The sequence below is a fragment of the Burkholderia arboris genome (assembly GCF_038723655.1).
Lineage (GTDB): Bacteria > Pseudomonadota > Gammaproteobacteria > Burkholderiales > Burkholderiaceae > Burkholderia > Burkholderia arboris.
In genome coordinates this window covers 2,825,320-2,849,676 of the sequence record NZ_CP109822.1, presented here as the reverse complement: position 1 = coordinate 2,849,676, position 24,357 = coordinate 2,825,320, and the positions used below count along the sequence as shown (strand labels likewise).

The 24,357-nt window shown below is 69.1% G+C and carries 12 protein-coding genes and 1 pseudogene; 3 read left to right on the top strand and 10 right to left on the bottom strand.

The features are described 5' to 3' along the window. The first annotated feature begins 10 nt into the window (after window positions 1–10). Both OHZ10_RS30205 and asnB read left to right on the top strand, forming a co-directional pair. The gene (locus OHZ10_RS30205; protein ID WP_059239753.1) at window positions 11–1,042 is read left to right on the top strand and encodes an EscU/YscU/HrcU family type III secretion system export apparatus switch protein; all 1,032 of its coding nucleotides are present in this window, start codon (window positions 11–13) and stop codon (window positions 1,040–1,042) included. A gap of 275 nt (window positions 1,043–1,317) precedes the next feature. Further along, window positions 1,318–3,285 carry an asparagine synthase (glutamine-hydrolyzing) gene (asnB, locus tag OHZ10_RS30200; protein WP_059239755.1) on the top strand — a complete coding sequence of 656 codons (1,968 nt, stop codon included), beginning with the start codon at window positions 1,318–1,320 and terminating at the stop codon, window positions 3,283–3,285. Window positions 3,286–3,330: 45 nt separating this feature from the next. Here the strand turns inward: asnB and OHZ10_RS30195 are convergent, their stop codons facing one another. From OHZ10_RS30195 to OHZ10_RS30165, 7 genes are all read right to left on the bottom strand, one after another. After that, entirely contained in the window at window positions 3,331–14,919 is an 11,589-nt protein-coding gene (locus OHZ10_RS30195; protein ID WP_342705242.1) for an LWXIA domain-containing protein, read from the bottom strand. Window positions 14,920–15,134: 215 nt separating this feature from the next. After that, complete coding sequence (locus OHZ10_RS30190) at window positions 15,135–15,923, bottom strand: lytic transglycosylase domain-containing protein (RefSeq protein WP_059239759.1); 789 nt, start codon at window positions 15,921–15,923, stop codon at window positions 15,135–15,137. Further along, window positions 15,920–16,594, bottom strand: coding sequence for a type III secretion system export apparatus subunit SctR (gene sctR, locus OHZ10_RS30185; protein ID WP_039360892.1), 675 nt, complete (start codon window positions 16,592–16,594; stop codon window positions 15,920–15,922). Before sctR ends, OHZ10_RS30190 begins: the two co-directional genes overlap by 4 nt. Before the next feature lie 3 nt (window positions 16,595–16,597). Next, complete coding sequence (gene sctQ / locus OHZ10_RS30180; RefSeq protein ID WP_256086117.1) at window positions 16,598–17,752, bottom strand: type III secretion system cytoplasmic ring protein SctQ; 1,155 nt, start codon at window positions 17,750–17,752, stop codon at window positions 16,598–16,600. A 380-nt stretch (window positions 17,753–18,132) separates the two neighbouring features. Next, window positions 18,133–18,531, bottom strand: coding sequence for a winged helix-turn-helix domain-containing protein (locus tag OHZ10_RS30175; RefSeq protein WP_059239764.1), 399 nt, complete (start codon window positions 18,529–18,531; stop codon window positions 18,133–18,135). Between the two features lie 778 nt (window positions 18,532–19,309). Beyond that, entirely contained in the window at window positions 19,310–21,520 is a 2,211-nt protein-coding gene (locus OHZ10_RS30170; protein WP_174991379.1) for a xanthine dehydrogenase family protein molybdopterin-binding subunit, read from the bottom strand. A gap of 2 nt (window positions 21,521–21,522) precedes the next feature. Then, entirely contained in the window at window positions 21,523–21,984 is a 462-nt protein-coding gene (locus OHZ10_RS30165) for a (2Fe-2S)-binding protein (protein ID WP_011354470.1), read from the bottom strand. A 182-nt stretch (window positions 21,985–22,166) separates the two neighbouring features. On the opposite strand from OHZ10_RS30165, the gene OHZ10_RS30160 reads away from it, so the two are divergent. After that, window positions 22,167–23,090: an AraC family transcriptional regulator gene (locus OHZ10_RS30160; protein WP_059239768.1), complete on the top strand. Its 924-nt coding sequence runs from the start codon at window positions 22,167–22,169 to the stop codon at window positions 23,088–23,090. 18 nt (window positions 23,091–23,108) lie between these two features. On the opposite strand, the gene OHZ10_RS30155 is transcribed toward OHZ10_RS30160, so the two are convergent. The 3 genes and pseudogenes from OHZ10_RS30155 to OHZ10_RS30145 form a co-directional block, all read right to left on the bottom strand. Further along, entirely contained in the window at window positions 23,109–23,339 is a 231-nt protein-coding gene (locus tag OHZ10_RS30155) for a hypothetical protein (RefSeq protein ID WP_059239769.1), read from the bottom strand. Between the two features lie 106 nt (window positions 23,340–23,445). Next, a pseudogene (locus tag OHZ10_RS30150) lies at window positions 23,446–23,811 on the bottom strand (NAD-dependent epimerase/dehydratase family protein); the annotation flags it as partial. Next, window positions 23,804–24,028, bottom strand: coding sequence for a hypothetical protein (locus OHZ10_RS30145; RefSeq protein ID WP_226196252.1), 225 nt, complete (start codon window positions 24,026–24,028; stop codon window positions 23,804–23,806). The pseudogene OHZ10_RS30150 and the gene OHZ10_RS30145, both read right to left, overlap by 8 nt. Window positions 24,029–24,357 lie beyond the last annotated feature (329 nt).

Here is a 24,357-nt window from a genome sequence, read left to right as displayed (position 1 = left end):
CGGAGCCGGCATGGCGGAAAAGGACCAGAAGCCGACCGCGAAGCGCCTGCGCGACGCGCGTGAGAAAGGCGATGTGCCGAAGAGCGCGGAAACGGTTTCGTCGGCGTTCTTCGTCGGCGTGTGCGTCGCGCTCGCGGTGGGCATCGGGTCGCTGTTCGCGCGGCTGCAGGCGCTGTTCCGGCTCGTGTTCGACGCGGTCGGCGCGGCCGATCCGTCCGCGCGGCTCGCGGTGCTGATCGACGGCGCCGCGCGCGACTGGGCGACGCTGTCCGCGCAGATCGTCGCGGCCGGGCTGCTCGCGGGCCTGCTCGCGGGCTTCGTGCAGGTGGGCGGCGTGATGGCGTGGAGCCGCCTCGTGCCGCAACTGTCGCGGCTCAATCCCGCCGAGGGGATGAAGAACCTGTGGTCGCTGCGCAACCTCGTCAATCTCGCGAAGATGCTGCTGAAGACGGCGCTGCTCGTCGCGACGCTCGGCTGGCTGATCGTCGAGTCGCTCGACCCGTCCGTGCAGTCGGGTTTCACGCGGCCCGTCTCGATCCTCGCGCTGATCGTGAAGCTGCTGATGCTGCTGTTCGGCTGGGCCGCGCTGATCTATATCGTGATGGCGCTGATCGACATCGTGCACCAGCGGCACGAGTTCAACCAGAAGATGAAGATGTCGGTCGACGAGGTGCGGCGCGAGCACAAGGAGGACGAGGGCGATCCGCACATCGAGGCGAAGCGCCGGCAACTCGCGCGCGAAGCGCAGTTCGCGTCGCTGCCCGACCGGATCGGCTATGCGTCGGTGGTCGTCTATTCGCCGCGCGTCGCGGTCGCGCTCTATTACGGCGGCATGGGCTCGCTGCCGTGGGTGCTCGCGCGCGGCGAGGGCGACGCGGCCGAGCGGATCGTGCGGCTTGCCCGCGACGCGCTGCGCCCGACGCTCGCGAACGTCGGGCTCGCGCAGGCGCTGTACGAGTCGACGCCCGAGAACGGCACGATCCAGCCGCAGCATTTCCGTGAGGTTGCGCAGTTGCTGAAATGGGCGACCGGCGCGGGTTGACGCGTGCCGCTGCGGCCGTGGCAGGCCCGTCGCCATGTTGCCCTTTTTTATTCCGCTGGGCCTGGCTGCTCGCCGTTCCAATTCGATATGGCCCCTTTGGCCGGTCATGCGTGCAAGGCGCTTGACGTCATTTTTTTTCCGCACTGCATCGACGTTCACCAGTGAATTATTGCTGATTTATTTCTTCGTAATATGGCTCGACCGTCACGCCGGACGGCGGACCGCGAGGTTGCGCCATGCGTGACGGAACAGGTCAACAGGGGCAGACAAATCAAATGTGCGGAATCGACGGCTTCTTGAATAGCGGCGCCTTCGATGAGGAGACTGCGCGCGGCACGCTCGCGCGAATGACGGCGAGCCTCGCGCATCGCGGGCCGGACGGGCAGGGGATCTGGGTCGACCCGGAAGCCGGCATCGCGCTCGGCCACCGGCGGCTGGCGATCGTCGACCTGTCGGTGCACGGCCGGCAGCCGATGGCATCTGCGTGCGGCCGCTACGTCATGGTCTTCAATGGCGAAATCTACAACCATCGCGAACTGCGCGCGGAACTCGAGCGTGCGGGGCGTGCACCGGCGTGGCGCGGCCACTCCGACAGCGAGGTGCTGATCGCGGCGATCGTCGCGTGGGGTGTCGAGGCAACGTTGCGCCGGGCGACCGGCATGTTCGCGTTCGCGCTGTGGAATCGCGCGTCGCGGGTGCTGACGCTCGCGCGCGACCGGATCGGCGAGAAGCCGCTTTACTACGGGCGGATCGGCGACGCGCTCGTGTTCGCGTCCGAACTGAAGGCGTTGCGCGGCTATCCGGGCTTCGACGGCACGATCGACCGCGACGCGCTGTGCCTGTACCTGCGCCAGTCGAGCGTGCCTGCGCCGTATACGATCTACCGTGGCATCCACAAGCTGCCGCCTGGCACGTACATGCAGTTCGAGCATGCGCGCGATACGCCGCGCGCGCGGGCGTACTGGACGCTCGAACAGGCGATCGAGGATGGCCGTGCGCAGCCGTTCGAGGGCAGCGCCGACGAGGCCGTCGGCCAGCTCGACGCGGTGCTGCGCCAGGCCGTCGCGCGACAGATGGAAGCGGACGTGCCGCTCGGCGCGTTCCTGTCGGGCGGCGTCGATTCGTCGGCGATCGTCGCGCTGATGCAGGCGCAATCGTCGACGCCGGTCGACACGTTTACGATCGGCTTCCATGAAGCCGGCTACGACGAGGCCGGTTACGCGAAGGCCGTCGCGCGCCACCTCGGCACGCGCCATACCGAGCTTTACGTCACGGCCGACCATGCGCTCGACGTCGTGCCGAAGCTGCCGTCGATCTACGACGAGCCGTTTTCCGATGCGTCGCAGATCCCGACCTTCCTCGTATCGGAAATGACGCGCCGGCACGTGAAGGTGAGCCTGTCGGGCGATGGCGGCGACGAACTGTTCGGCGGCTATACGCGCTACTTCCTGACGCCGCGCCTGTGGCGCAAGCTGCATCGCGTGCCGGCCGCCGTGCGCGCGCGGATCGCCGCCGCGCTGCATGCGTTGCGGCCCGATCACGCGGACCAGCTCGCGGCCGTCGCGCAGGGCGCGTGGGGCAGCGTGGAGGCGCGCGAATCGGCCACGCGCATCGGCGATCGCCTGCACAAGCTCGGCCACGTGATGACGGCGGAGAGCCGCATCGGGCTGTACCGGCTGCTGATGTCGGCGGTGCATCATCCCGAGCGCATCGCGCTGTCGGGGCAGGAGCCGCCGACGCCGCTCGACACGGTGTCCGCGTGGCCCGCGCACCTGAGCTTCGCCGAGCAGGCGATGGCGATCGACACGCTCACGTACCTGCCGACCGACATCCTCGCGAAAGTCGATCGCGCGGCGATGGCCGTGAGCCTCGAAACGCGCATGCCGTTCCTCGACCATCACGTCGTCGAATTCGCGTGGCGCGTGCCGGCGGCGGTGCGCTTGCCGGAAGGGCAGTCGAAGGCGCTGCTGCGCCGGCTGCTCGACCGGTACGTGCCGTCCGCGCTGATCGACCGGCCGAAGCAGGGCTTCTGCGCGCCCGTCGACCACTGGTTGCGCGGCGCGCTGCGCGACTGGGCCGAGGCGTTGCTGCGGCCGTCGCGGTTGCGCGAGGAAGGCTTCTTCGATGCGACGGCGGTCGAGCGGCTGTGGCGGCAGCACCAGACGGGCCGGATGAACTGGCAGCACCAGTTGTGGACGGTGCTGATGTTCCAGGCGTGGCTGGAACATCAGCGGACGACGTGACGGCCGCGTCGCGCCGCCCGTCCAGGCCGCGCGGTGCGCCGGTCGTCATCCGACGACCAGCGGCGTGCCGATCTTCAGATTGCCGGGATCGCGCGCGGCGGACGGATTGAGCTGCAGGATCTCGTTCAGTGCGAGCTTGTCTTGCTCGTTGCGCGTCATCGCCTGCTGATCGGCACGCGACACGTTCGCGGCGTCGAGCAGCGACTGGCGATGCTGGTCCGCGATCACCCACAGCGAATCGCCGTCGACGACGATGTAGGGCTGCGGGGTGTTCGACGGTGACGGCGGGCTCGACGGCGTGCCTGGCGACGGTTGCGACGGCGTGGCGCTCGCCGACGGCGACGGCGGGGTGCTTGGCGACGCACTCGGTGATGCACTCGACGATGCGCCCGGCGCGACGTTCGACTGCGACGATCCGCCGCCGAACATCCAGTTGAAAACGCCCCCGATCACGGGCGCGATGCCGACGACGAACTTGTAGCCGAATGCGGCGACCGGAATCATGACCACCGCGGTCGGGATCTTCTTGACGAAAGGCGTCGCGTTCGGGAAGTGCGTATTGAGCCGGCCGGCGAGCAGCAGCGAGGTCATGGTGCCGGTCGCGATTGCGAGATCGTAGTTGCCCTGCCGCCATTGGGACACGGCGGAGAGTCCGCCGAGCGCGACCGACGTGAAGTCGCCCGTCGAATCGAGCAGGCGCACGACGCGACTGCGTTTGTCAGCGTTCACGCGTCGCGACACCATCAGGAGCGACGTACCGGCGTAGGCGGTGCCGATCACGCCGCTCGCGATGGCCGTCCAGCCCAGCGTGACGTCGAAGCCCGTGAGCGGGTGCGTCGGATAGAAGTTCTTGAGGATCCCGGTCGCGACCGACGCAACCGACGCGACGGCCATGCCCGCGCGCGCCGTGACGCCCAGCCCGCTGCGCGGATTGCCCGCATGAAGTTGCTGCAGCGACGTGCCGCCGACGAACCCCTGCATTTGCGTGAGCACGTCCTCGGCGAGCGCGGTGATGTTCGTCTTCGCGTCGTCGAAGCTCATCGTCCCCTGCTGGTATTGCTCGACGTATTGCGCCGCCTTTGCCTGCGCATGGCGTACCGCGGAGTCCAGCTGAGCGAGCCGATGCGCGCCGTAGTCATGCGTCGTGGAGTTGAATTGGCGCGCCAGCGTTGCGCCGAGGCTCGTGATGGCTGCCACCGCGGCCCTCGGGTCGCCCGACTGCAGGCTGCGGATGGCGCCCTGGTGCATGACCTGGAACACGCGTCCGAGGCGCGACGCCAGCAGAAGCGTCGACGACGCATTGCCCAGCCCGGTCGTGTCGAGCTGATGGAACCCAAAGCCGATCCCGGTCGAGAGGCCGAGGACGGCTCCGCTCGCAATCCATGCATTCCGGATGTCCGATCGGGTTTTCGACAGTCGGTGCACGCGCAGCGCGTTGAGCCGTGCGCTGGCCTCGTCCATCGTGGCGCTCGGCATATCGGGCTGCGCGATGGCCTTGCGTGCGGCGCCGATCGGCAGGGTCGCGTCATACTGCAGCGCTTTCTGGCCGGTGACGTTCTTCCAGTACTCGCGGCTGTCGGCCGCCGATACCGATGCAAGCGACGGTCGCTCGGGAACGCTGTCGCGATGGCTGTCGAGCCAGTCTTTGCCGGCCGCGTGGGCCCGCTTGGCGAGCCGGTTGTGGGGCGCGTTGTCGTTCCATCGCGTCTGCGACGTCTCGTTCGTCGCCCGGCGTGCCAGATTCAGCAGCGTCGACGTGTTGCCTTCGTACAGCGCGTCGCGCAATTCCGCGATCTCGGCGTCGGACATCTGATGCGCCTTTTTCGCGATGCGCTCGATTTCCGAGAACAGGAATCGCTGCTGGTTCGCGAAATCCTGCGCGCCGACCGGTTCGAACACGCGCGTCAGCGCATCGCCGCCGTGCAGTCTCGCGAATTTTTCAGGCGCGTTTTTCCCGTAGTCGGCGATCTTCGCCGCCAGGGCGCGCGTCAGATCGGCATTCGCGATGAAGTCGTCGCCGTGCGTGCCCCACGACAGGCCGACATGCACCCAGTCGAGCTGCTTGCGGCTCAGGATCGCGTCGAGCAACGCGACGTGGCCTTCGCCCGGCACCGGCTCGAGCACGGCGTCCGAACCGTGGAAAGTCAGCAGCACGAGCGGCGCGGGTTTGCCGCCGTTCTGCGCCGCCCATACTTCGAGCGCCTCGCCGATGCGCCGGATTTCCGCGTAGCCGTTGTTCGTGCCGGCCATCGCATGGCCGTCTTCCAGGGACACGCGGGGCCGGGACGGTGCAGCTTCGATGCGCAGCAGGAAGCCGTATTCGGAGGCCGCCGTGAGCCACTTGTGCAAGTGGGCGAGATCGTCGAGTTCGAGCGTGTGCCGCGTGCCGTCGGCGTCCGTGCGCGTGAGCGTCGCCGTATCGTCGTCGTAGCGGGCGCCGGACGGATCGCCGAAGCGTTTGGCGCGCTGGATGAACCCGGGATCCTGCAGGGCGCCCATCGCGGCGGCGAGCGAATACGGATCGACCTGCAGCGCGACGGCCGGCAGCGCGCCGCCATACCGCTTGACGTAGCGCTTCATCTGGTCGGGATCGTCGCGCAGCGAGAACGAGCGCGACATCGGGACAAAGCGGTCGGCGAGATCGGTCAGACTGGCCAGCTTCACGTATCGCCTGATCAGCTTTCTGTCCGCGCTGCGCGCCGCGCCGATCCACTGCGCGCCCCGCATGACCAGATTGCGCTGGGCGGGGGCCCGGGTAAACGCGCCGTGCGGGTGCAGGCTCGATGCTTCACGCCACATGTGCAGCGTCCCGAAGATCTTCTTCGCCAGCACGGCATCGGCGAGGATGGCCTTCGGCGGGTCGGTGAACGTGAGGCCGTTGCCTTCTTTACGCCCGACGTCGCGCTTGCCCCATTCGGTGAGGCGCTCGAGTGTCGACGCGAAATCGGCGATCTTCGCGTTGCCGTAGCGCGTGACCGATTCGACGATCGAGCCCGATACGTACGCGGGCTGGAACGGCTTGAGCGTGATCGGTTTCGGGGGCGGCGCGGCAGGCGCGGCGGGTGGCTTGGCCGCTGCTGCCGCGGCCGGCTGCGTTCGCTGGCCGCCGCGCGCGGCGTGCTTGCCTTTGCGACCTTTTCGGCCGGCCTTGCCGCCTTTGCCCGCTTGCGTGCCGTTGCCGCTTTGGCGCGCAGCGGGTGGCGGCGGCGCCGTCACCGCTGCCGGCTGCGCGGCGTGCAGAGCGGCCGCCTTGATCGCGGCGGCGCGCGGCTCGAACACGTCGGGGGCGAGCCGGGAAAGCAGGAAATGCTGATTGCCGCCATACGGCCCGCGGCCGATCGTCGACCGCTCCAGCGGCAGGCCGGGGTTGTCCGGATCGCGGAACTGGCCGACGTCGTCGTACCAGCGCACCGTGCCGTTCTCCACCGCGATGAGGCCGGTCAGCGACCCGGTCAGCACGTCGGTGACGGTGCCTTCGTGGTCGTACACGTACACGTAGTGCCCGTCGGGAATCTTGCCCATCTCGAGCGCGCGTTTCAGCTCGTCCGCGTGGTGCGCGTTGAAGTCGAGCGCGCCGTCCGCCGTCGTCGGGAGGATGTCGGGCACGCCCGCGCCGGCCGCCGCGCGGTTCTGGCGCCGCAGCGACGGATGCGTGTTCCCGAGCACGCGCTGCACGTACGTGTCCGGCTTCGACAGCGGCGTCTTCGGCTTGCTGATCGGGCGACGCATCTTGGCCGGCGCGAAGCCGCCGTAGCTTTCGACGACGTCGTGCGGGACCTTCGCGACGACGAACCGCACGCCGCGGCGCCCGCCGGGCAACGGGCGGAAGCGACGCCGGAACGCAACCGCGAGGTCGCGCGATTCGATCGTGGCATCGCCGAGCGACGTCTTTTCGACGTAGGTCCATTTCCCGGCGCCATCGCGCGTCGCGTAGCCGAGGACCGTGCCGGTCTTGCGTTCGACCGCATAGACCGTCGTCCCCGCGCCGGGATCGTGTCGCGCCGCCGGTTTCGGCCGCAGGAAGCGCGGCGCGCTGTCGAGCGCGTTCACGTTTGCGACGACCTCCGCGTCGACGCCCGTGTCCGACGGCTCGACATCCCACGCGCGGGGTTCGCCGAAGTACGCGTCGATGCGCGCGGCGCCGCCGAACTTGCGCAACTCGGCGAGCGCGACGGGCGACACATAGTAGTCGTAATCCCCGCGGTTCGCGGCGCCTTTGTCCTTCAATGCAAGATATGCGTCCTGCAACAGGTTCTGATCGATATCGTCGGATACCTCTTTCTTGTCGACGAACTTGCCCTGTGCGTTGGTCCGGAAGCTTGCGATGAATTCGGGCTGCGGGTGGATCGCGTCGCGCCGGTCGGCGGGGCGGTCGGTGCGCAGCGCGATCAGCACATGCGCGTCGGTGCCGAACGCTGCCTTCATCGCGTCGATGCTGTCGAGCTGGTCGCCGTCGACGCGCAGCAGGTCGCGCTTGCCGTGCGATGCGAGCAGATCGAGCGCGCGCTGTTCGAGCCTGGCGGCCTTGCGGGCGGCGAGCCCGCGCGCCGGCCGATGCGCCGGGGAGGCCGGCGCGGCCATTTCGCGCGGTACGCCGCCGGCCTGCATGCGCGCGATCTGGCTCGCGTAGTAGTCGCGATAGGTCGCGTAGCCGGGCACCGACGGTTCGGCGTCGCCGAACGCATCCGCGAGCCGGCGCAGGCCGGCTTCGTCGCCGGGCATCACGCGTTCTGCTTCGCGCGCGATCCCGTCGGGCAGGCGGACATCTTTCGAGATGTCGATGCCCAGGTCGTCGATGAGCTCGCGGCGCACCGCGAACGCGTTCGCCTGCGCACGCGCTTCGGCCATCAGCGCGCGGTCGACCAGCGTGTCGACGGGCGCGCCGTCGAGCAGCAGGCGTCCGGCGATCGCGTCGACCGCATGCTGCGCTTCGTGCGCGAGCGCGTACACGAGCGTACCGGTGTGACGCATCCGGCCGTCGAGCACGATGCGCTGTTTGTCCGTGTCGATCCGGCTGCCGCGCCCGGGCCGGCCGACCACGACTTTCCAGCCGGCGGCCTGCGCCTGTGCCAGCTGCCCGCTCAGCAGCGTCGAGCGATCGACCAGCGCGAGCGCTTCCTTCGACAGCGGCGCGCCGCCGAACCGCATCCGGATCTGCGTGATGACGGACGGCTTCTGAACGAACGCGTCGGGCGGCAGCGTGTCGGCGATGACCGGGCGCGCGATGGCGATGTCGCCCTGTTCGAGGCCGTGCGTGAGCAGCTGTTCGAGTTCGGTGAGCTTCTCGAGCGTGCGGAGGTAGTCGATCGGGTCGCGCGTGACCGGGCCGGGATCGCTCAGCAGGAAGTCGCCCGTGCGCGTGAAGATGCCCTGCAGATCGAACGCCAGGCCTTCGCGTTCGACGACCGCGCGAATCTTCCGGATGTGTTCCAGTGCGGCCCGCGTGACGACGCGCGGCAGCGTGCCGGTCGCGACCATCGTGTGCGTATGCAGGACGCCGAGCGGGCGGTAGAGCACGCCGACACGGCCGAGCACCGAGAACGGGCCGCTCATCGTGACCGTCTGCAATCCGTACGAACGCAGATCGTCGAGCGCGAGCCGTTCGTCGACAGCCGCGCGCACGTGACCGGATTCCGGGTTGACGTGGCGATCGTAGATGCCGAGCGCGGCGTCGTCGCCGAGCGCGAATACGGTCTTTTCGCCGCCGGCGCCGAGCAGTTCGCCGGCTTCGTGTGCGACGTCGACACGCGCGTTGCGGTCGCCGTGCGCATAGACGCCCAGCGGGTCGGCGTTCAGCGGGCCGAGATCGTGCGGCGCGACGGGCGCGGGATCGAGACGGTGAAATGTGCCGGTATCGAGAAGCGCGCCGTGCGCGCCGACCGCTTCCGCGGGCGCGGCATACACGGGCCGCTGCCACAGGTTCGCGAGCCGCGCCGCATGCGCGGCGCCGTCGTGCTGCGCGGCGAGCACGATCGCATAGCCTTCCTGCACCACGAACGGCGGTGCCATCTCGAGCAGGTATTCGTGCGCGCTCACCGGCTTGCCGTCGACGAGCAAGGTGCCGTCCGCGCGCGTGTCGGCGTGCAGCACGACCACGCGGCGCCCGGGGTCGATCGTGAAATGACGTGTGCGCGCGGCGGCAAGCTCGGCGGCATCGGGGCGCTCGCCCGCGCGGTACGGCGAAGCGATCTCGGCATGTGCGCGACTCCAGGCGATGCGCGCATCGAAGCGGGCGACGCCGCGCGGCGCGGCACCGGTTTCGTCCATCCGCGGCGCGGGCATCCGGCGCGGTATGCCGCCGCGCCCCTTCTGGCGCGACCAGGCGTCGTTGTAGAACGCGCGATAGGTCGGGCCGTCCGCGCCCGACGTATGCACGCCGCCCAGCGTGCTCGCCAGCCGGTCGACCGTGCCGGCGTAGTCGTGCGACCGTCCACGCCAGTTCGCGCCTTCGCGCGCGATTGCGTCCGGGTGAACGAGGTGCGCGGCAATGTCGGTACCGCTTGTCAGCTTGATTTCGTAGCGGGCCTCGAACGCGCTGATCTGCGCGCGCGCCTCGGCCTCGAGCGCCTTGCGCGTGAAGCCGCCGCGCGGCCCGTAGTCGTGGTCCAGCACGCCGGCCAGCGCTTCGACGGCCTTGCGCGATTCGCGCGCGAGCACGTACGTGATGCTGCCGGCATCGCGGAGGCCGCCGTCGATCGTCACGCGGCGCTTGCGCGTATCGACGTGGCTGCCGCGGCCGCGTTTGCCGATCGTCACGCGCCAGCCGGCGTCCTGAAGCATGCGCAACTGCGTCGCGAGCGTGCCCGACTGCATGGCGAGCGCTTGTACGGCTTCCGGCAGCGGTGCGCCGCCCAGACGCATCTGCATCCGCGTGATCCAGCCGGGATGCGGGGTGGCGTAATCGGGCGTCGCGGTGCCGGGCGTTTCCGCGGGCGCCGCGCGCTCCGGATCGTCGGTCGGCACGGGCGGGCGTTCGTCATCGGCATGCGTGCGGGAGGTCTTGCCGCCGGCGGCTTCGGCGGGTGTCTTGTCGCCCGGAGAGGTGGCGGCCGTAGCGCGCGCCGCTGCGGGTTCGGCCGCTGCTTCGGCAATGGCGGGGTGGTCCGGTTTGACCACCACGAGCACGCGGCTCGGCGCGCTGAAGAGGCCGTCGTGCGCGGTGACGGGTTCGGGCGTCGCGACCGCGCGCGGCATCGCCGGCTCGTTCGGGCCGCGCTTGCCGGCGAGCACGATCACCGTTTCGTCGGGTGCAGCGGGGTGCGTCGATGCCGGCGATGCTGCGTCGGCCACGGCGGTTGCGGAAGGGCGGCCTGCCATCGCCGCCGTTTCCGGCTCCGGATCGAAGCGCAGCACCCGCGCGCCGGCGCGCAACTGCCCATCGGCGCCGAATGCGTCGGGCGCTGCCGCATAGACGGGTTTCTGCCAGCGGTTCGCCAGCTCGGGCGCGAGTGCCGCGTCGTGCTCTCCGGCGACGACGATCACGGGCTCGTCGAGATTCTGCGGACGCGGCGCACGCGCGCCCGGATCGTGTGGCGCACCGTTACGCACGAGATAGACCGTGCGCTCGCCGACCTGCATCGGCTCGACGCTCGGCCCGCGCGGCACCGAGATGCCGGCCGGGTCGGACGTCGCCGGCCGCGTGGCGGGCGCCTCGTCCGTCAGGTCGACCACCCGCACATTGACGCGCGGCGGCGTGCCGTCCGGCTTCGCGCGCGTGCCGGCGCCGGCTGGTTCGTCGCTATCGGCGGCGCGCGCAGCGGCGCTGCGGGCGGCCGTCGTGCGGTCCGCGTCGAGGTCGTCGTGCTGCCGGCCGGCCTGCGCGCGCGCCTCGCTCGTGCGCTGCGTACCGCGGGCATCGCGTGCCGCATTCGCGCTTTCGCCTTCGGCGGCGGCCTGCTGGACACGGCGCGCCTCCCTCGCTGCGGCGTCACGCAACTGGTGGTGCAGGTCCTTGCCCTGGTCGATGACCTCGTCCAGCCTGTCGAGCCGCGACTTCGCGACGATGTTCGACGTCGTGCCGATGGCGCCGTCCGGGCCGAACGTCATGCGCTCGCCGGTGTCCGTCACGCTGTCGACCCGCGTGCCGTGGGTCCAGGCCTTCGGTGAAGCCGACACGACGGACAGCGTGCCGTCCTGGCCGAGTACCACCGATTTGCCGGGCGGCATCTGCCTGGCCGACGTCTTGTCGAGCACGCGGATCGGCTGGTCTTCGTAGGTCAGCACCTTGTCGCCGACCATCAGTACGCCGTTGGGCGCGACCTTCACGGCCTCGCCGTCGAGCGTCGCACGCGTGCGCCCGGCCGACAGCGATGCCGCGCCGTCCTTGTTCAGGATTTGCCCGATCGTCTGGTCATCGACCTTGACGACTTTGCCATCCGTCGTGTGCGCGGCAATCGGCCGTCCGGTGCGGGTCCGGATGCCGGTGACCGCGCGTTGCTTCGCGACGCCCGCGCCCATCAGCGCGGTATTGATGACGCCGGACTCGAACGCTTCGCCGGCCGCCTTCGTATTGCCTTGCAACAGGTCGACCCCGGATTCGACGAACGCCTCGCCGGCGCCGGCGACACCGGTCACGAACGCCGTACGTTCCGCACCCTTGGCGATGACTGACGCGACCTTCGTCGTGACCGCGCGCTCGAACAGCTTCGTGCCGGCGAGTTTCGCGGCGCCGCCGGCAGCCATCGGCACGAGGTTGATGTAGTCGGCGCGGGCGCCGGCGTCGAGCGGACTGATGCTCTGGTCGTGGTCGATGCGGTTCGCGAGATCGAGGCCCGCCTTCGTCATCGCGGAACCGATCGCCGTGTAGGTCATCCCTGCGCCGATGAGGTTCAGCGGCACGCCGATCGTCGCGCCGATCACCGTGCTGTCGAGCGCCGTGCCGATCACCTCGAGCGCCATCCCGCCGAGCAGCATCCCGATGTTGACGTCCGTGCCCGTGAGAAAATTCAGGACGTTGTCGAAGTCGCTGTTGTTGTGCGCGGCTTTCGACACGACCTGCTGCGAACCGTCTTCGTTGTGGCCGGTCAGGATGTCGACGGTGCCGTCCGCCGACAGCTGGTTGCTGTCGAGATAGTCGTTGATGCTGTCGTAGTTGCCGGCCGATTCGTCGATGTAGTGCGTTTTGCCGTCCTTGTCCGTTACCTTGAACAGCGCGCTCGTCGTCGTCCCGGTTTCCTTTGCGGCATACACCATCGGCAGCACGCTGACCTGCGTGTCCTTGCCGCCGCCGACCGACAGCAGCTTGTCGCGCACGGTGTTGATCGCGGACAGCTTGTCCTTGTCGACGAAGCGCGCAGTCGAATCGTCGGCGGCCGATACGGATTGCGACGATTCATCGGCCGGCACGTCCGGCTGCTGCCCGAGCGCGATGCCGATCAGGTTGCGCTGCTGGTTGTCGCTGAGCGAGCCGAACGCGATCGTGGCGCCGTTCCGCGTGCTCAGGCTTGCCGCGTCGAGCATCGAGTTCGACATCTCGGTGCGGTGCGCTTCGTAGAAGTCGTGCATCGCCTTCTTGTAGTCGTCCGCCGCGCCGGACTTTTCGTCGACATAGCGCAGCCGCTCGTCGAGGCCCGCGTCGAACTGATCGAGCAGCACCTGCTGGCGCGACGTGTCGCGCAGCAGCTTCAGTTGCGGAACGGCGTTCTCCGCCTTCGTGACGGCGGCCTGCGCGTCGTTCAGATCGGATTGGTACAGGTTCGGGCGATACGAGGGCGCCGGCATCACGTCGCCGTCCGGCAACGTGCGCAGCCGCACCGGCGCCGGGTTGGCGGCGGCCCATTCGTCGTACTGCTTCTGTTTGGCGCCGAGCGCGCTCTTTGCCTGATCGACGCCATCCTGCGCGTTCTTCAGTGCGACGTCGGCCGCACGCGAATTGACGTCGTCCGCCAGCCGGTTGCCGGCCGTCCGCAGCGCACCGGCGACCACCTGCAGGCGCGTGGCGTCGAACTGCGTGGGGCCGCTCGGCGCAGCCGGCAGCGGCATCGGCGACCGCGACGGGTCGGTCAGCGGCAGGATCGTCGGCGCCGGCGTGGCATTCGTGCCGGTCGGCGCAGGGGCGGGGAAGGCCGTGGGCAGCAACGGGCTCGTGCGCGGCGCGGCGCCGGCGGCCGTCGGCAGCGACGATGAGGGGGCCGGCTGTGCGGCGGCCGGCGTCAACTGCGGCGGTTGCTGGAAAAACGGCTTCAGCAACGGCTGCTGCGCCTTCACCTGCGCGCTGATCTTCGACGCCTGATCGTCGTACTGTTGCGCGAGCGTCGCACCGTACGCGGCGACGAAGCCGTCGTGCGCGATGCTTGCCTGCTGCTTCGCCTGGTAGAGCTTCGCGTACGCATCGCCGAGATCGAGATCGACCTTCGCGTCGAAGGGCGGTGAGTGCGGCGGCCGCGGGTTGTCCTTGTGCCACGTGTCGGCCGCCTGCTGAGCGGCCGTGCAGTTGTCCTGCGCGGTGTCGACCTGCTGCTGCGCGGCCAGCATCTGCAGATAGCCGCCGCTCGTGCTTGCCGCCGTCTGCGCGCGCTTGAGCGCAGCGCTGGCGTCCGGCACCGAATTCGGCGCGACGATCACCGTCCCCTGCCTGCCGGCGACCACGTCGAATTTCTGCTGCGCTTGCGCGAGCGCGATGGCATCGTTGGCCGCGGCGAGCGCCGCGTTGGTGGTGTTCGCCGATTTCGCCGCGGCCGTGACGGCCTTTTGCGCGGCGTCCGGCGATTCGGGGGCTTCCGGCAGGTTCACCTGGAGTAGCTGCCCCGCCAGCGCGGTGTTCAGCCGGCTAATGCCTGCGTCGAATGCCGCCTTGTAGTCGGGATTGACGAGGTAGGACTGGAGCTGCGTACGGGCGAGGTACGCGTTCGACAGATCCGAAAAGTATTTCGCGGTACCGGCGGCCGCGTGCGCGTCGGCGCTTCTCCATTCGTCGTAGCGCTTCGATTGCTCCGGGGTCTTGCAGTCACCCGGTTTCGGCACCCACTTCGGGTCGTTCGCGTGGTCGGGAAACGTGGCCTGCAGCGCCTTGAGCTTGTCGTTGGCCGCGTTCTGCGCGTCGCCCGGGTTCGTCACGTTGCCGTCGTCGTCGATCTGGATGCCTGACGGCTTGTCCGCGTCGGCCTGTTCGCGGTACAGGATCGTGTAGCCGGCGTCGGTCGTCACGTTCAGGTCGCGCTGCGCGGTGTCGGCCGCCGTACGCGCTTTCGCATAGTCGGCCTGCGCGGCCTTGCGGGCATCGGGCGTCGATTCGGGATCGCGGTTGACCACGTGCAGCACGTTCTGCGCGCCCTGCAGCGCTGTCGATGCGTCGTCGTATTTCGTCTGCGCGTCCTGGATTGCCTGCTGCACTGCTTGCGTCGTCTCGTTCTCGACGGTGATGTCGGGCGGCGGCGCCGTGTATTGCGCGGCCATGCGTTGCATCAGCGACGTAGCGGCGGCGATCTCCGCGTTGGTCGGCTTCGACGGATCGGTGGACAGCGATGCGTTGACGGGAATCGGCGGGGCGGTGACGGGCTTGGCCGGGCCGGCCGCCGGATCGTCCTGCTTCGGCGGCGGTGGCGGCGGGGGCGGGGGTGCGACGACGGGATTCAGCGTTTCCGACAGGAAGCGCTGCCAGTTGACGCCCAGTCCCAATCCGTCGATCGACAGCATGCCTTGTCTCCGTTGAGCCGCGCGATGCGCGGGACATCCGGCGCACGGTTCGTCGCGCCGCCAGCTTTCAAGTGTAAGGAGACACGTCGCGGCTGAAATGCCGCTGTTTCGTAGCGGGCCGGCGCGGCCGCGATGCGCGCGCGGCGCCTGCTACGAGGTGTGAGCGGTTGCGGCGGGGCGTTCGATCCGCACACGGCGGCCCGCCCCGCGCGCCGTCACTGATCGAGACACTTCACGCACAGCCGCTTCGCCTGGCCCGCCGGCAGCCCGCGGCACATCATCACCACCGGGCGCGCATGGCACGACGGCGCATCGGCGGACGCGGCCGGAGACGGCAAGCGGCGCGCACGTTCGGGCGGTGTCGTGGCGGCCGCGGCCATGCGCCGCTGGCGCTCGGGCGGCGGCGTGTCGCTCACGACGGGAATCGGTTCGATGCCGCCTTCGCGCGCGTTGCGCTGCGCGCTCGCGACGACGCGGCTCACGTAGCCGCTCGAGAAGCCGGTCGTGAAGTTGCCGCTGTAATAGCACGACAGCGCCGCGCGCAACGCGGCCTGGGTGGCGCGGCCGGTGCCCGACGAGCGTGCGAAGCATTCGGTCAGGATCGCGCCGCCGGCCTGCAGGTTGCGGCACGGCTCGAACATCGTCGCTTCGTCGAGTCCGTATTTCGCGAAATTGCGTTCGTTCACCTGGGCGAGGCCGACGCTGTAGCTGAAGCCGCGCGACGAGAGTGCGCGCGCGGTTGCGCGCGCCTCGTCGAGCGATGCGGGCTGGCGCGTCAGGTGTCCGCCGACCACGCCGATCGCATACGGGTTGAAGCCCGATTCGGTGCGGACGAGCGCGCCGAGCGTGGCGGGATCGACGTTCGGCGCACACGCGCGCGCGAGTTGCGCGAAACCGGCACTGCTGCCGGCCGCGTGCGCGCTGCGCGGCTGCATGCACGCAAGCATGAGCAGGGCCGCGGCGCACAGGCACGCGGCCACGGTTCGCAGGCCGTGCGCGTTCATCCCGCGCCCGCCACGCGGTACGACATCACGAGCCCGTGCACGAGCAGCGACCAGCCGTCGAGCGCGACGAACAGCAGCAGCTTGAACGGCACCGAGATCGTCGTCGGCGAGATCATCTGCATCCCGAGCGCGAGCAGGATGTTGGCGACCAGCAGGTCGACGACGATGAACACGATGTAGATCACGAAGCCGATCTGGAACGCCTTCGTCAGCTCGGCAAGCGTGAAGCTCGGCACCAGCACGAGCAGATCGTCGTCCTTGATGCCGTCCGCGCGGTTCTTCGGCCATACCGACGTCGCGGTGCGCACGAAGAATTCGCGGTCGCGCTGCCGCGTGTGCGACACGAGGAAATCCTTGATCGGCGGCAGCGCGGCATCGGCGAGTGCGCCGACATCCGCAGTCGACAATTGCCCGGACGCATCGAAGTGGCGCGCCTGCAGCGCGTCGCGGATCGACATTCCGACCGGCGCCATGATGAACAGCGACAGGATCAGCGCGATGCCGTTCAGCACGAGGTTCGGCGGCACCTGCTGGATCCCGAGCGCGGAGCGCAGCAGGCCGAGCACGACCACGAGCTTCGTGTAGCTCGTCACCATCAGCGCCGCGAACGGCGCGATGCCGAGCGCGGCAATCACCGCGATCAGCGCGACCGGATTCGGCAGGTTACCCATCGTTCAGCGCTCGCGCGGCGCGGGCTGCGTCAGCGTGACGACCCGCACGCCGAGCTTCTGGCCGACCGCGATCAGGTGGCCGGTGCCGATCAGCATCCCGTTGGCAACGAGGTGGATCACGCTCTGGTTGATCCCTTGCTGCAACTCGATCACGGCGCCCGGCTGCAGTGCGCCCAGTTCGCCGAGCGGCATCGACGTGGGCGGCAATTCGAAGCGCAGGTCGACCGCGAGGCCGTCGAGCGTGCGCGGCGCATCGGCGGACGGCGCGTCGTGCGCCGTCGCGGGCGCGGAGTCGGTGCGGGTCGGTTCCAAAGGCATCTCCCTGATTCGTTCGACGGTCAGCCGGTTGCCCGACGGCCGTCCGGTGATCTCCCACGCCGGCGCGGCCGGCAGCCGCGCGACGCACAGCAGGTTCTGCTCGTGCGCTTGCCAGCGCTCGATCGCGATGATGTCGCCGCCGACGACGTCGGCCAGTTCGGCCGTCGTCAGCTCGGTGCGGCCGATCTCGAACACCAGCGGCACGGGCAGGGTCGCGTAGGCCGCGCGCGCGTCGGCCAGCGCGGCCGGTGCGGCCGCGAAGAACACGGACAGCGCATCCGGCGCGTCGAACAGCAGCGCGCCATGACAGCGCCACGCGGCGTCGGCGCGCCGCAGCTCGAAACGCAGCGCGGCCGGCGACGCGTGCCACGCGGGCAGGTTGTCGGGCGGCGGCAGCAGTTCCACGCGCTGCCGCGTCGCGGCCTGCAATACGGCTGCGAGCGGCGCGCACAGGTCGGCGAGCAGTGCCGCGCGGATCACGGCCGGCACGGCCGGGTCGGCTGCGTCGCCGAGCCATTCCGTTTCCGCGAGCGGGTCGATCCACAGCGTGCCGGCGGCCGGGCCGACGACGAAGCGGTACGCGTGCGCATCGGCGGCCGGCTCGGCGGCGATGCGCCAGCGCACCTCGTACGCATGCTCGCCGAGCGTGACCGGGACGGCGCCGGTCGCGCCGTACGCGTGCGACAGCCCGCGCGCGGCAGCGGCGGACAGGCGCGGCAGGTAGGGCGACGCGTCGAGCGCGACCGCGGCCGGCGGCGCGGCGGGCGGCGCAGAAGCGGCGGGCATGGCCCGGCTCGCGGGGTCGCCGGCGTCGGCATTCGTCAGGAACAGCGCAGGCACGGCGGGATCGGGGCGGATTCGGCGTTGGTTCGGCGGGTTGTTCTGGGGCCGGTGGCGCGGAGGGGCGCGCGGCTGCTGCGTCGATTGTAGGGACGGCAATGGCCGCGTGCCGCGCCGGAATCCGTAGTCGCATGCATCGCGCGGCGGTGGCGCGAGCGGGGTGCTACGAAGCGCGACGAAGGGGGACGACGCAGGGAAACGGCGACGGTCGCGCCAAAGCAACCGCCGCCCGGAGGCGGCGGTCGGGTCGCGACTGGCTGGCGGGCCGGGCGGCATGCAGGCCGTGTCCGGTCGGCAGGCCGCGAGGCGCTGCGAATCCGCGCAGCGCGGTGGGGGGAGCGTTGCCGGCGTGCCGCGAACGGGCGGCGCGCGGTGAAGCGTTACGCGTAGTCGGCGGCCATCGCGGGTTGCGGCGTCGCGCGCAGGATCGGCGCCGCGTCGTGGCGCTCGACGTGCGTCATCGCCGCACCGAACAGCACCAGGCGATAGCCGACCGCGTAGATCGGGATGATGCGCAGGTTCTTGTCGTGTTCGAGCTGCAGCTTCGAACGGATCCGCGAGATATGGGTGTCGAGCGTGCGCGACGACACGCCGAGCTCGCGGCCCCATACGGCTTCCTGGATTGCCTGCCGCGGCACGATCTTGTTCATGTTGTCGAGCAGGAATTCGACGACGTCGAATTCGCGCGGCGTAACGTCAACGACCTTGTTGTCGATTTCGATCGTGCGGCGCACGAAGTTGATTTTTATGTTGTCGATGTACAGGTATTTGCAATCCATGGTGGCCCTCGCATGTCCATAAAGGAGTGTTTGCGGGTCCTGTGCTGCAACTTCCGGGCCAGGAAGAGAGTTGTCGGGCGGCGATGGCTGGCGGGTGCGGCGCGGAGGGCGTGGCGGCCTTGAATTTAAAAGAATTTTTAACGGCGAGCGTCGGATGGACAGAGAGGGGGTCGGAGCAATATTGAAGGATTGTTACGTAGCATCGGAGTGCCGACGTTACGGGCGTTACGTCTGACGTAACGTGTGGGGGAGACGGGTCACGCGTGCTCGGTCCGGGTCAACGGTGGGGCGAGAGAAACGCTACCTGGAACCCGGCAGGGAAGCATGACGACCGTCGCCGCCTTCGAATCGTTGTTTCCCGAGGATCGCGTACGCGATCCGTTGCTCGAGCAGGCCGCGGAACTCGTCGATTCTTCGCAGCGATCTGGACGGCCGCGGTAACGTGTCCCAGGAAGGGTTGGTCAAGTTTGCGCATTTTTTTCCGTCTGCTGTCAGGACCAGGTCGGTTTTATGGCGCATATGACGCAATTCGGCGAGGTGGCGGGACGGAGGCTGGATTTGCCGGGATTCCTGGAGGCCAACCCGTGAACGATTCGCCCGGAAAAATTCGTCGTCGAACCGGAGGCCGCGGCGCTGGCCTGAAGTCGGGCAGAAGCGAACGAGGCTGACGGGCCAGGTGACATGCGGCTTCGACTCCGGCGAGCGCAATGTCGCGCGAGCCGGTGAAAAAACGCCGGCCACGGGGCATCGCGCGCCCCGCGGCCGGCATGCCGTTACATCAGGCCTTCGCGCTGTCCGCCGAATCGAACGGCAGCACGTAATGCCGCTTGCCCGTCGCCGCGAAGATCGCGTTCGCCACAGCCGGCCCGACCGGCGCGACGCCCGGCTCGCCGACCCCGGTCGGCGCCTCGGCCGACGGCACGATATGCACCTCGACCTTCGGCATCTCGGCCATCCGCAGCACGTGGTAGCCGTCGAAGTTGCGCTGCTCGACCTGGCCGTCCTTCAGCGTGATCGCGCTGTGCATCACCGCGCCGAGCCCGAAGCCGATGCCGCCTTCCATCTGCGCGGCGACGATGTCGGGATTGATCGCGATCCCGCAGTCGACCGCGCACACCACGCGCTCGACCTTCACCTTGCCGTCCGCGTCGACCGACACCTCGGCCACCTGCGCGACATAGCTCTTGAACGCCTCGGCGACCGCGATCCCGCGCCCGCGGCCCTTCGGCAGCGGCTTGGCCGGATCCCACCCGGCTTTCTGCGCGGCGAGGTCCAGCACCGCGCGCATCCGGGGCTCCTTCTCGAGCAGGTCGTGGCGGAACGCGTACGGATCCTTGCCGGCCGTGTGCGCGGCTTCGTCGATGAACGCCTCGACCGCGTAGGCCGTGTGCGAGCTGCCGACCACGCGCCACCACAGCACGGGCACGCCCGTTTTCGCGGTGGTGAGCTCGACCGACACGTTCGGCACCGCGTACGGCAGGTTCGCCGCGCCCTCGACCGACGTCGCGTCGACGCCGTTCTTGACCATGAACGGCTCGAACGGCGTGCCGGCGAGAATCGACTGGCCGACGATCCGGTGGCGCCAGCCGACCAGCTTGCCGTCCGCGGTCAGTCCCGCGTCGAGCTTGTGGAAGTACATCGGCCGGTAGAAGCCGCCCTGGATGTCGTCCTCGCGCGTCCACTGCAGCTTGACGGGCTTGCCGTCCGCGCCCAGCGCCTTCGCGATCGACACGGCCTCTACCACGTAATCCGACCACGCGTTCGCGCGCCGGCCGAAGCTGCCGCCCGCGTACAGCGTGTGGATCTGCACCTGCTCGGGCTTCAGGCCCGCCGTCTTGGCCGCATTGGCCTGGTCGACCGTCTGGAACTGGTCGCCGGCCCAGATTTCGCAACCGTTCGGCGTCAGCTTGACGACTGCGTCGAGCGGCTCCATCGGCGCGTGCGCGAGATACGGGAATTCGTACGTCGCGCTGATCTTGCGCGCCGAGCCCGCGATCGCCGCGTCGGCATCGCCGTCCTTGCGCGCCGACGTGCCCGGCTTGTCGGCGAGCTGCCGGTATTCGCGCATGATCTCGTCCGAGCCGCGCTTCTCCGCGTTCGTTTCGTCCCAGTCGACCTTCAGCGCGTCGCGGCCCTGTTTCGCGGCCCAGAAGCCGGTTCCGACGACCGCGACGCCACCGGGCACCTGCACGACCGACACGACACCGGGCACGGCCTTGGCGGCCGTCGCGTCGAACGATTTCACCGTCGCGCCGAAGCGCGGCGGGCGTTGCAGCAGCGCGACGCGCATGCCGGGGAAGGTCGTATCGAGCGTGAAATGCGCGGTGCCGTTCGATTTTGCCGATGCGTCGACGCGCGGAATCCGGTGCCCGATCAGCTTGAAGTCGGCGGGCTGTTTCAGCGTGACCTTGTCCGGCACGGGCAGCGTCGACGCATCGGCGACGAGCGTGCCGTACGCAGCCGTCTTGCCGCTCTTCGCGTGCGTGACGACGCCCTTGGCGGTCGTCAGCTCGCCGGCCGGCACCTTCCAGCGGGCGGCGGCGGCCGACACCAGCATCGCGCGCGCCTTGCCGCCCGCTTCGCGCAGCTGCTGCCACGAGTTCGCCATCGCCGAGCTGCCGCCCGTGCCCTGCATCGTGCCGAACGCGAGGTTCGCGTAGCGCTTCGCATCGGCCGGCGCGCTTTCGACGCGGACGTTCGACCAGTTGGCGTCGAGCTCCTCGGCGACGATCGTCGCGATGCCCGTATAGGCGCCCTGGCCGAGTTCGACGTGTTTCGCGATGACCGTGACGGTGCCGTCCGGCGTGATGCGCAGGAACGCGTTCGGTGCGAAACCGGCCGCCGGCGCGTTCGCGGCGAGCGCGCGGCGGCCGAGGCCGGCCCATTCGAAGCCGATGGTCAGGCTGACGGCGGCCGCTGCCCCCGCAGCCTTCAGGAACGTACGGCGCGACGGGCTTACCGAATCGGTGTTGTCGAGTTCGATCGTCATGGTCAGGCTCCCAGCGTCGCGGCCGCGTCGTGGATCGCGGCCCGGATGCGGGCGTAGGTCGCACAGCGGCACAGGTTGCCGTTCATCGCGGCGTCGATGTCCGCGTCGGTCGGCTTCGGGTTCTGCTCGAGCAACGCGGTGGCCGACATGATCTGGCCCGACTGGCAATAGCCGCATTGCGGCACCTGCAGCTTGACCCAGGCGGCCTGCACGGCGTGCGCGGGCTTGCTCTGCAGGCCTTCGATCGTCGTGATGTGTTTGCCCGCGATACCGGCGAGCGGCAGCACGCACGAGCGGACGGCCTGGCCTTCGAGATGCACCGTGCACGCGCCGCACTGCGCCATGCCGCAGCCGAACTTCGTGCCGGTCAGTCCCGCGTGTTCGCGAATCGCCCAGAGGACGGGCATCGACGGATCGGCGTCGAGCGTGACGTTCTTGCCGTTCAGGACAAACGAGGTAGGCATTTTGGTTGTCTCCGTGGGGAAAACCCGGCATGCGCCAGGTTAGCCGGCAGTGTGCGCGAGCAGCCTGAATTTGCGTCTACCCAATCCTGCAAATTTGTTGAACAATCCTGCAAATCCCCGGCGCGCGGCGAGCCGTTTCGCTATGCTCCCGCGACACGAGGAAATCAATTCGAGGATGCGTCATGGACATGACCGATATCGTCGCGTCGCGCGAATCCGGGCGACGCGAGCTGGCGTCGCTGATCGGCCGTTTCGCGCCGGCCGACGGCTCGCATTCGACGGCCGTGCCGGGCCTGATGCTGCATCGGCACACGCGCCCGGTCGATCTCGGCTGCGGCGTGTCGCGCGCCGCGCTCGTGATTGCCGGGCAGGGGGCGAAGCGCGTAGTCGTCGCCGGCCAGGCTTACGAATACGACACGCAGAATTGCCTGATTACCTCGATCGACTTGCCGATCCTGTCGCGCGTGACGCGCGCGTCGCCCGACGCGCCTTACCTGTGCCTGTCGCTGACCCTCGATCCGCAGCGGATCGTCGAGCTTGCCGCCGAGATGCGCCTGCCCGAACCCGACGCGGGCCCCGAAGGCGAGGGGATCGCGCTGGCCGAGCTGACGCCGCCGCTGCTCGACGCCGCGCTGCGCTTGTTGCGGCTGCTCGATACGCCAGCCGACATCCCGGTCGTTGCGCCGCTGATCGAAAAGGAACTGCTGTACCGGCTGATGACGAGCGGGCAGGGCACACGGCTGCGCCACATGGCCATCGCGGGTAGCCAGACACACCGGATCGCGCGTGCGATCGAATGGATTCGCGATCACTTCGCGGAGCCGATGCGCGTCGAGTCGCTCGCGCAGGCGGTCAACATGAGCGTGTCGTCGCTGCACCATCATTTCAAGCACGTGACGACGCTGAGCCCGCTGCAGTACCAGAAGCAGTTGCGGCTGCACGAAGCGCGGCGGCTGTTGCTGCGGCAGGGCGGCGACGTCGGATCGGTGGCGGCCGTCGTCGGTTACGAAAGCGCGTCGCAGTTCAGCCGCGAATACAGCCGGCTGTTCGGCGCGCCGCCGATGCGCGACGTCGTGCACCTGCGCAAGAGGGAACTGCTCGGCTGACGGGCCGCCGCTCACCCGTCATTTCGCCACGACCGTCGTTTGCAGGACGGCCGGCGCGATCCGCCAGTCCGGCACATAGTGCGCGGGCCATGCGCCGGGCGTATCGACCGCGTTGAAATAGACCACGGCCTTCAGCAGCGGATAACGCCACAGCGAGCGCTGGAATTCGTCGAGTTCCTCGCGCTTGCGCGAATTCGAGCCGTCGACGCCGAGCTCCGCGACCATCACCGGCAGCCCGTATTCGGTCACCCGCTCATATTTGGTCCGCAGGATGCTCGCGGCCGAGAAGTGGCCGCCGGGCGGCCAGATGGCGCAGCGCGGGCAGTCGAACACCGACAGGCCGACTTCGTCCACGTAGCCGCGCCCCGGTCTTGTGAGCGAGCGCGAGACAGTGGTTCATGCCGAGCACGTTCGTCATCATCGTGTGGACGGGATCGGTCTGGTAGGTGGGCGGCGAAGCCGCGCACGCGAGATTCCAGATTTCGTCGACCTGCAACTGCGGCAGGCCGAGCGACACGTCGCCCTTCACGAACTCGAAACGGCCGGATGCCTTCAGATCGGCAACGTTGAGCTTGCGTCCCGTCAGCAGGCTGTCGACGCACGTGACCGTTGCGCCTTCCGTGACCAGGCGCTCGCACACGTAGCTGCGGAGAAAGCCGGCGCCGCCGGTCACCCGCACGCGCTGACCGGCGCGCGTTTCGAGCGGTGCGCGGTCATTCATCGCCGTCTCCTTCGTCGAGCATCTCGAGGAGCCACAGGTCGATTTGCCCGACGGCGTCGCGCACGCGCTCCATCCCGCTGCACGGGTACCGTTTCGGCCAGCGCCGGTCCGCCTGTTCCGATGTCGACGAAGCGCCACGGCAGGCGCTCCGGTTTCGCTGACAACCCCGTTGATGCTTGAACGGCGCAAGCGCCGATCGATCGGTGGTGATCTTCATCGCCTTTTCCCCGACACGCAGATTGCGAGCGGCCACTGCCCGTGATTCGTGTGCTGTGGCGTGCCGCCCGGTGAGAGCCGGACATCAGGCAATCGGCATGCCATGGATGACGCAGTCCCGCCGGGCGCGGGCGCGGCGATGCCAGCACCGATCGACAGGCGTGCAGGCGTTTCACGCGTGAATCGTGGGGACAGGGGAATGACCCGTGCGAGCGCCGGATCAATGCGATTCGATACGATGAAACACTCGATAAATCAGGCTTTTACGAGATTGTTAACGTAAAACGCGTGCTTAATCGGCATGTTTCGTCGATGAGAATCGGGGGAATA